This is a genomic window from uncultured Acetobacterium sp., from assembly GCF_927416815.1.
GTDB lineage: Bacteria > Bacillota > Clostridia > Eubacteriales > Eubacteriaceae > Acetobacterium.
In genome coordinates this window covers 1-8,955 of the sequence record NZ_CAKMJU010000070.1, presented here as the reverse complement: position 1 = coordinate 8,955, position 8,955 = coordinate 1, and the positions used below count along the sequence as shown (strand labels likewise).

Below are 8,955 nucleotides of genomic sequence, written 5' to 3'. Positions count from 1 at the left end.
GCCAGTTTCAATGCCTTAAAAGCTTTTAAAAATGCAATTTTTGTCTGTTCAGATGGGTTGTTTTGGTTTATCATAGTGGTATGCACCTTTCCTGTCTGATTTTTGTTAGTTTGCATTTTCATTATATCAGATGTCAGGTGCATTTTTCTGTCAACTTCTGTTTTTTAGAAGCTACAGAGTGTGTTGTTGTAAAGTCTCCGCCGAATTTTAGAGCTGGGAAAGTTGAGACAATTAGCAATAAAAAATATCAGCAATTACTTAAGGCGAATATGGTAGAATAGCTTTGCAAAAGATCAAAGAATACATTAAGAAATGAGTAAGATGATGACTGATCAAGATCAAAAAGGAGCAGAACCAATTAAATCTGATCAATTTACAGTTAAGACACTATTGATGCGGGGCATTCCCAGGTGGCAATTTGATCAATATCTGGCAACTAAAGCACTTTCCATTGCTGGAGATACATACACTGGCAAGGGCTGGCAGGTGACCCTGTCTGATGAGCGTCAGGAGAGCATTGGCGTTTGTTGGTTGGTTGCGGTTGACGTCACCCTGGCGGTGGAAAAAGATCAGTTTGACGATTTTCTGTTGACCTTCCGGAAAAACTTTCTCAGAGGTGGGGGTTGATGATGGAGGAAAAAAATCAGAAGAAGAACTTTTATTCTCTGGATAATGCCGGAGTCCTTTATACGGCCATTGCATCATCGCGGATGACAACGGTTTACCGGATGACGGTGGAATTATCAGAAATGGTTGAGTCGGTTACCTTACAAAAGGCTCTGGAGCTGATTATTCATCGCTTTCCTTATTTTCAGGTGACCTTAAAACGTGGTTTTTTCTGGTATTATTACGAGCACACTGAGGTTATTCCAAAGGCTGAAGAGGAAACCTATTATCCGTGTAAGACGATGCGGCAGCGTCAGGGAAAGACCTTTCCCTTTCGGGTGCTTTATTATAAGAAGTATGTTCATGTTGAGTTTAACCACAGCATTTGTGATGGCAGTGGTGGTCTGGCTTTTTTGCAGACCTTGATCATTGAATATTTTAAACAATTAAAGGGAATTGTTCCCAAAAATCTGGGTAAAGCAATGGACATTTCTGCAGAAGTCGATCCGGGAGAGTTTGAAGACTCGTTTAAGGTTTACTATAAAGAAAATGTACCGCCCCCGCCAGGCAGTAAAAAGGTTTTTCATTTTCCTTTTGAACTCCTTGATAAGGGCGAGTACCTCTTGCTGACCGGATTTGTGCCAGTAGCGCCTTTGCTGACGCTGGCCAAAAGTTATGGCTGTACCCTGACCCAGTTTATCCTGGCGCTCTATTTTGAGAGTATTCAGGAATATATCATCGCCCTTCCGATCAGCGAGAATAAGAAGCGAAAGCAGCGGATTGCAATCAATGTGCCTGTCGATTTGAGAAAGATGTTTCCCTCAGTGACCTTGAGAAATTTTTTTATCAGTTTAAATCCTAAGATTGATCTGGCCTTGGGTTATTATAGCCGTGAGGAAATTATCGAGCAGATCAAAGGGTATATGGGTCTTTATATGAATCAGAAGCATATTAATCGCTATATTTCTAGAAATGTACGTAATGAACGGCTGATCTTTTTAAGGATCATTCCCCTTTGGGTGAAAAAATTGTTGATGCCGGTGATCTATAAGCGCTACGGTGAGCGCGGCTATACCAGCGGATTATCCAATCTGGGAGTGGTCACGGTTCCGGAAGAGATTAAGCCCTATGTCAAGAGCTTTGAAGTTTTCCCCCCGCCCAGTGCCGAAAGTCGGCTAAAGCTGGTTACCGTCAGCTATGACAACAGGTTGGCTTTGTGTTTTGGAAAAACGACCGGCGAAACGGTGATTGAAAAGATCTTTTTTAGAAAAATTAGACAGCTGGGTGTTCCGGTCAAAATAGAAACGAATAAGAGGTGAGTACGATGGCATATTGTCCCAAATGCGGTGTTGAGGTTGAAGATGATATGAAAAGTTGTCCATTATGCGACTTTCCTATTCCTGATGTCAATGCGGGGAAATATCCCCAGGATCCGAAATACCCCCAGGCGATCAATACCTACGACGAAGATCATCTGGGTAAAAAGAATAAGGCGTTTTTTTCAATTTCGATTATTGCCGCAAGTATCATGCTAATCATCGGCGTGATTTACCTGGTTTATCCCTGGAATCATGTCTTGCTTAAATATATTGCGTTGGCCGATCTCAGTATTTTTGCGATGGTTTTTTTTGCGATGGGTTATTTGAAGCCGAACTACAATTTTCTGGGAGCCTATATTACAGTGGTTGTTACCTGTTTATCTGTTTTCCTGATTCTTGGTAGCCAAACAAATTGGTTTCTCAGTTACGCCTTTCCGATTGCTACCCTGGTTTATCTCGATGTCAGCCTGTTCCGGTTTGTTTTGAAACACACCCGTCACAAAAGCCAGTTTATTTTTATTCCCACGAATCTGATTCTTTTTGTGATTGTGCTGGCAATTGGCATTGATGGGATTATTAGCCTGAATGTACTGGGTAGTATTGTTTTAAGCTGGTCACTAATCGTCGCAGTCTCAGGTTTTTGCATCATCGTTTTACTCCAAACGATTTATCATCGGATCCCGGAAAAAACCAGGAGAATGTTAAAAAATAAGATGCACGTCTGATTGAATTTATTTCAAGAAACGGATTAAGGTTAACCTTAAAAAACGAATAACAAGATCGAAAAGAAAAAATACTGGATAAAACAGATTAACTGTTTTATCCAGTATTTTTTCTTTTTTACTTATGTGTGCAGGTAATAGGTAAAAATTAGTCAAAAAAGATGAATATTAAACATATAAAAATAATCAAGAGAATCATATCTTGGTAATTCTTAAAGATGCTTAATAAATCGATAGATTGCTCGAGTGTCGCTGTTTATAAAACAGTTTTTAGTCTGATTAAAGACACCTTAAAGCGGGTTATAAGAGTAACATTAATATCTCAAACACACACTTAATTGAGATTAGTTTAAAGCCTATAAAAATAGTATGAAAAATTCCTGTCATCGGTTAAAAAATTGTCGTTTCAATTGACCTGTTTCGTGTTAAATTTAGGAACCATCCCAACAGGATTTGGAAATATTGGCTACAAGGAGGTCAGTGCAATGGCAGTACAAATTACGACGCAAGAAGCCGTCAAAAAGATTCGAGATAAATCTTCTGTTATGATTGGAGGATTTTTAGGGGCTGCTGTTCCACTAAAAATGATCGACGAAATTGCGACAGCCGGAATCAAAGAGCTGACCGTCATCAGTATTGGTGCCGGTTACCGGGGCGGCGGTGTGGATATTGGAAAGCTGGTTTTAAACAAGCAGATTAGCAAATATGTGACATCACATGTGGGTACCGATCCCAATTTGATCAAACAGATAGTCAATCAGGAAGTGGAACTGGAACTTAGCCCGATGGGTACCTTTGTGGAGCGGATTCGAGCTGGCGGTGCCGGGTTGGGAGCCGTTGTTACACCAGTCGGAATGGGGACTGAAGTTGAAGAGATGGCAGAGAAGATTATCGTCGACGACAAGCCCTATTTGTTATTTAAGCCGATCCGGGCAGATGTCGCGGTGATCAAGGCTCATCGCTGCGACCCCTTAGGAAATTTGCAGTACAAAGGCATGAGCAATACCAGCCCGGTGATGGCAACGGCGGCAGACATTGTTATTGTTGAAGTTGACGAAATCGTAGAGGTTGGCGCGATTGCCTGTGAGAATATTGGAACCCCCGGGATTTTTGTGGATTATATTGTAAAAGGTCACAGCTATCAAGAACGAAAGAATGTATATGAAGAATTGTGGATTGCCACAAACAAATTATAGGAGGTTCGGAAATGTCTAGAGATTATATTGCCAAAAGAATAGCAAAAGAATTTAGAGACGGGATGTATGTCAACTTGGGAATCGGAATACCTACCGAATCGGCCAATTATATTCCGGCAGGAACCCAGGTGTTTCTCCAGACCGAAAACGGCGGATTGATGTTTGGCCCAAAACCAGAACGGGGTGAAAGTGATCCGGATTTGGCCAATGCCGGGGCAGAACCGATTACGATGCTTCCCGGGGGCGCTGTTTTTGATGTGGCAACCTCATTTGCGATGATCCGGGGTGGCCATATTGATATGACCGTGGTTGGGGCACTGGAGGTTGATCAAGCCGGCAGTATTGCCAGCTGGAAGATTCCCGGTAAGCTTTTAACCGGAATGGGCGGCGCCATGGATTTGCTTTATGGTTGCAAACGGGTAGTTGTCGCGATGACCCATACTGATAAGCACGGCAATTCAAAAATAAGAAAAAGGTGTACCCTGCCCTTAACCGCTGCCGCGGTAGTCGATATGATTATCACCGATAAGGCAGTGTTTCGAGTGGCCGAAGACGGTTTGTATCTGGAAGAACTGGCAGCAGCGGTAACCGTAGCAGAGATTGAGCGGCTCACCGAAGCGACAATTATGAACATCGGCGAATGGCAAGAAAGTGAAACGGCTTAGAACGAGAGAAGAGGAAAATAAAATGAATAACAATAAAAAATGGTTAATCCTGGCAGTCAGTATTGTGATTAACTTGTGCATCGGCTTTGCTTACGCCTGGAGCGTTTTCTCAAAACCGCTAATGGTAGATTTTGGATGGACAGCATCGCAGGCGTCAATGGCTTTTACGATTAACTTATTTGTATTGCCGATTGCGATGATTTTTGCCGGGCCGCTGGTCAAACGTTTCGGCGTGCGGGTGGTCGTTTTATTAGGCGGGGTACTGTTTGGATTGGGGCTTTACTTAAGCGGTATGATCACTACCGTTTATCAGATCTACATTACCTATGGGTTAATTGCGGGATCGGGAATTGGACTGATTTACTCGATTACCGTTTCTAATACGGTTAAATGGTTTCCCGGCAATAAGGGCTTGGCCGGGGGCTTAACAGCCGGCGGCTTTGGTGCCGGATCACTGATATTTGCTCCAGTGGCGGTGCAATTCATTGCCGCCCAGGGCGTTTTGGGGGCATTTCAAACCTTGGGCTTGATCTTTGCTGGAGTAATCCTGGTATTGGGAATCTTTATTGCCGCTCCACCAGTAGTAGAAACGCAAGGCAAGACCGCTGCAACGGTGACAAATCAGACCAGCGGTGATGTCAGCACCCGAGAGATGTTAAAAACACCAGATTTTTATATGATTTGGGGATTAATGGTATTGGGTTGTATTTCCGGTTTAATGATCATTAGTCAAGCTTCGCCAATTGGCCAGGTGATGGTTGGTTTATCGCCCGAGCAGGCAGCTTTTGCGGTTGGTTTTATCGGGCTGGCTAACGCCACCGGACGGGTTGTCTGGGGAACGGTATCCGATAAAATCGGGCGTTACAATACCCTGATGGGTATGTTTGCCTTAAGTGGTGTCGGCTTAGTGGCCTTGTATTTCACTAAGGATTTACCACTTTTCATGGTTGGCATTTGCTTGATCGCCGCCAGCTATGGTGGGGTATTCGGTTTATTCCCATCAATCACCGCCGATAATTTTGGGATCAAATATTTGAGCATGAATTATGGGGTAGTGATGACCGGTCTTTCGATTGGTGCTTTTATTGGTCCACAAATTGCCGCCTATGCAGTTGAAAAAAGCGGCGGCAGTTATAACCTGGCTTTTGTTATCACCTTAGGGATCAACATTGCTGCTATTATGCTGGTATTGTTTACCAAACGTATGAATAGCAAACATAAAATGACGCTGGTAACAGAGAATTAAACAGATAATAAAACTGCAGAGAATAAAATCGATAAAAAAAGATCTGTCTCATGGAGGCAGATCTTTTTACAATTCAGGTTAAACGGTATTTTCGGTTAAGCATATCTTCGCGTTCTTTCCAGTCTGACATCAGGGCTCCCAGGGCGCCATAGAAGGAAAGATTATGATTGGGAAAACGAAAGTGGAGCATCTCGTGCAAGGCGATGTATTCAATACATTCTTTGGGGGTTTTGATCAGCTCAAGATTAAGGATAACCCGTTGACTCTTAGGGGAACAGACACCCCAGCGATTATCCATCCGGTAGATTTTTAAGTCGGGAAAACGAACCTGATAGGGAGCGGCTTTGATAATCGCAGCGGCCATCGCCTCGACAAAAACTTCGCGAGCCTGTTCCCGGTACCACATATCCAAAATGAATTCTTTGTGGGAAATCGATTGAGTATCTTGGACATTGAGGACCATATTAGAATTGTTGATAATAACACCGGTGCTAGGCGATTCTTCAATCATCAGACGATAATAATCACCAAGAAATTTATGTTTTTCACCCGTCTTATACTGATGATTTTTGAGTAATTCAGGGACGGTATCGAGATTGCCAAACATAGGGAGTACCTCCATCTTTTTGTAAAACGACTTGTTGTGAACCATTATATCCAAGAAGGACAGAAACCTGAATAGAAATAGTTGTCACCATAGGGCAAGAATTGGTGATCGACTTGCAAATTTTTAAGATCCCGTTTATGAACTGTACATTCATGGGAAAAATGTTATAATGAGATATTAAAGTTCAAGGAAAAATGTCCAGAAGAACAAGAAACATTTTTCAAATGAGAGGAGAATCTTATGGAAACAACATTAAGGGTAACATTGATTCAACATACCCCGGATCCTGAGAAATTAGTTGCCGCAGCTGCCAAACTATGTTATTCCAAAGCCGGTGCCGATGAGATCATGGAAGACCTGACGGATGCGAATGTCGAACGCTTTTTAACCCGTTTGATGGATATGGGGCATGCCTCACCAATCGAACACGCCAGCTTTACCTTTGCTATTGAAGGGGTGAGCCGCGCCTTAACCCATCAGTTGGTACGCCATCGGATGGCCAGCTTTAGCCAAAAATCGCAGCGCTATGTTAGTGAAGGGCAGTTTAATTATGTGATTCCCCCAGAAATCAAAGCCCTGCCGGACGGTCAAAAGATCTTTGTTGAAGGGATGGAAAATGCCCAGAATACCTATGATGCCTTGGCAAAAAAACTGATTGAAAAATATACCAGGGATTTAATCGCGTCTGGCCTTTCTGAGAAACAGGCGGCCATGGCGGCCGAAAAACAGGGAATCGAAGATGCCCGTTTTGTTTTGCCCAACGCTTGTGAGACAAAAATCGTGACAACCATGAACACCCGTGAATTGCTACACTTTTACAATCAACGTTGCTGCAACCGGGCGCAGTGGGAAATTCGCGAACTGGCCACCCAAATGCTTAAAGAATGTAAGAAAGTGGCACCGCTGCTCTTTAAAAATGGTGGACCTCGATGTGTCGAAGGACCATGTCCCGAGGGGAGCATGACCTGTGGAAAAATAACTGAGGTCAGAGAAAAATTCAAACAGATTTAAGACAGCGATGAACAAATATTTTAATAAAACAAACGATTTAAAATAAACTATAAAGTGAAAAGGTTGTGAGAAGTTATGTTGGAGATTAAAAATCCCGAAAAACAAAATATAGTACTCTCTTTAATTGCTGCTGTTTTAGGGGTCGTTATTATTTTTATTCCGGTTATCATCAAAGCGGTTGAAATCTATCAGTTTTACTTTACCTATGCCGGCGTGGTGATGATTATCTTTGCGATTGGCTATGCCATCTATTTTTATCGGCGGTATCGTCAGTTTGAGGCATTCATGGAGAAAAAAGACGAAGCCTTGATCTGGGAATATGATGAAGCTCAGTATGTCGGGTTTATCGGCGAATTAAATAAAATTCAGAAAAATTCTGAAAAGAAAAAAATCTGGATTTTGTTGGGAATTGAGTTGGCCATCTCGATTTTACTCTTTATTATGCTTTCAGAAGGGGTAAAATGGTTGGGCTTTGTCTTTTTCGCCTTCTTTGCCACCCTGTCAGTCCTGTTCACCATCATATTACCTCAGAGTTTTAAATACAAGGCTCTGGTTAAACCCTATGTGACCATTATTCAAGATGATAGCGCCTATATTATGGGGCGGTTCCATCGGTGGTCAAAAGCCCAGGCCAAGCTGAAAAACTACGATAATGGAGAGAAAATGTATAAGGTGCTGGCCATTAATTATGAGGCTTTAACGCGCAACGGAAAACTGTTTCAGGAATGGACGGCGGTTATTCCAAATCCCGATGACAGCAATATGATCGCCGATGCGAAGTCTTGGGTTAGTCGGATCAATAAATTCACCCGACTCCATGAGAAAAAAATGAGCGAAAGAAAATCATGGTCAGAACAATTGTTTGATAAAATGGTTGGTAAAAACAAAAATAAGAAGCTGGATAAAGCAACTGAATCAAAAAATCAAAAATAAAAAAAGCCCGCTATGGGCTTTTTTTTATTGGCAGATGCTATTCTGGATAAATCATGTTTTCTGGTTGGATGTTTTCCAGAATTTCGGTGAGATATTTGTTGGCTTCATAACGAGCCATTGGGAGATTCATCTCGTGATAATTGCCGCAGTCGCGCGCAGTGGCACCGGGGATTTCGTCTTGATAATCGGCCATAAAGCTAAATAGTTTAATGATCAAGGGCATGATATCGGCAGGCGTTCGTTCACCCTTCATCAGCAGGTAGAAGCCAGTTCGGCAGCCCATTGGTCCAAAATAGACAATCTCGTCACTGAGAACCGGATCATTTCGCAAAAAGGTTGCACCCAGGTGTTCCATGGCGTGGAGTTCGCCGTTGTTGATCACCGGTTCGCGGTTGGGTTCTTTCATCCGAATATCGAAGGTGGTGATGCAGTGGTCGCCGCAATAATCTTTTCGGGAGATGTAGACACCCCGCAGTAAATCCAGATGGTTGATGGTAAAGCTGGCAATTTTTTTCATTTTTATAACCATTCCTTTCGCTTCGCTCAAGGCACAAAACGTCGTGAAACATCTTGCCTTTAAGCATCATTCTAATTATTCTATAGCCATAGGGATAACTGTGAACTACAAATCACGTGGAGGTGAGTAGGCC

10 protein-coding genes are annotated in these 8,955 nt (G+C 42.6%); 8 read left to right on the top strand and 2 right to left on the bottom strand.

Annotation, left to right across the window (positions count from 1 at the left end; genetic code table 11):
• Positions 1-312: 312 nt before the first annotated feature.
• The 6 genes from QZ998_RS10880 to QZ998_RS10855 all read left to right on the top strand — a co-directional run bounded on the left by QZ998_RS10880 (position 313) and on the right by QZ998_RS10855 (position 5,754).
• Complete coding sequence (locus tag QZ998_RS10880) at positions 313-627, top strand: hypothetical protein (RefSeq protein WP_296560529.1); 315 nt, start codon at positions 313-315, stop codon at positions 625-627.
• Positions 627-1,925: a hypothetical protein gene (locus QZ998_RS10875; RefSeq protein WP_296560528.1), complete on the top strand. Its 1,299-nt coding sequence runs from the start codon at positions 627-629 to the stop codon at positions 1,923-1,925. The genes QZ998_RS10880 and QZ998_RS10875 overlap by 1 nt, the downstream gene beginning before the upstream one ends.
• Before the next feature lie 5 nt (positions 1,926-1,930).
• Complete coding sequence (locus tag QZ998_RS10870; protein ID WP_296560525.1) at positions 1,931-2,650, top strand: hypothetical protein; 720 nt, start codon at positions 1,931-1,933, stop codon at positions 2,648-2,650.
• Between the two features lie 482 nt (positions 2,651-3,132).
• Entirely contained in the window at positions 3,133-3,843 is a 711-nt protein-coding gene (locus QZ998_RS10865; RefSeq protein ID WP_296560524.1) for a CoA transferase subunit A, read from the top strand.
• Between the two features lie 11 nt (positions 3,844-3,854).
• Positions 3,855-4,508 (top strand): 3-oxoacid CoA-transferase subunit B, encoded by a 654-nt coding sequence (locus tag QZ998_RS10860; RefSeq protein ID WP_296560523.1) that lies wholly within the window; start codon positions 3,855-3,857, stop codon positions 4,506-4,508.
• 22 nt (positions 4,509-4,530) lie between these two features.
• Entirely contained in the window at positions 4,531-5,754 is a 1,224-nt protein-coding gene (locus tag QZ998_RS10855) for an OFA family MFS transporter (protein WP_296560521.1), read from the top strand.
• A 73-nt stretch (positions 5,755-5,827) separates the two neighbouring features.
• Here the strand turns inward: QZ998_RS10855 and QZ998_RS10850 are convergent, their stop codons facing one another.
• On the bottom strand, positions 5,828-6,361 hold the full coding sequence (locus tag QZ998_RS10850; RefSeq protein WP_296560519.1) for a YgjP-like metallopeptidase domain-containing protein: 534 nt from the start codon (positions 6,359-6,361) through the stop codon (positions 5,828-5,830).
• A 240-nt stretch (positions 6,362-6,601) separates the two neighbouring features.
• Here QZ998_RS10850 and thyX point away from each other — a divergent pair, with 240 nt between their 5' ends.
• Together thyX and QZ998_RS10840 are read left to right on the top strand one after the other, a co-directional pair.
• Complete coding sequence (gene thyX, locus QZ998_RS10845; RefSeq protein WP_296560518.1) at positions 6,602-7,372, top strand: FAD-dependent thymidylate synthase; 771 nt, start codon at positions 6,602-6,604, stop codon at positions 7,370-7,372.
• Between the two features lie 75 nt (positions 7,373-7,447).
• Entirely contained in the window at positions 7,448-8,305 is an 858-nt protein-coding gene (locus tag QZ998_RS10840; RefSeq protein WP_296560514.1) for a hypothetical protein, read from the top strand.
• Positions 8,306-8,342: 37 nt separating this feature from the next.
• Here QZ998_RS10840 and QZ998_RS10835 read toward each other — a convergent pair whose 3' ends face one another.
• Positions 8,343-8,822: an S-ribosylhomocysteine lyase gene (locus tag QZ998_RS10835; RefSeq protein ID WP_296560530.1), complete on the bottom strand. Its 480-nt coding sequence runs from the start codon at positions 8,820-8,822 to the stop codon at positions 8,343-8,345.
• Positions 8,823-8,955 lie beyond the last annotated feature (133 nt).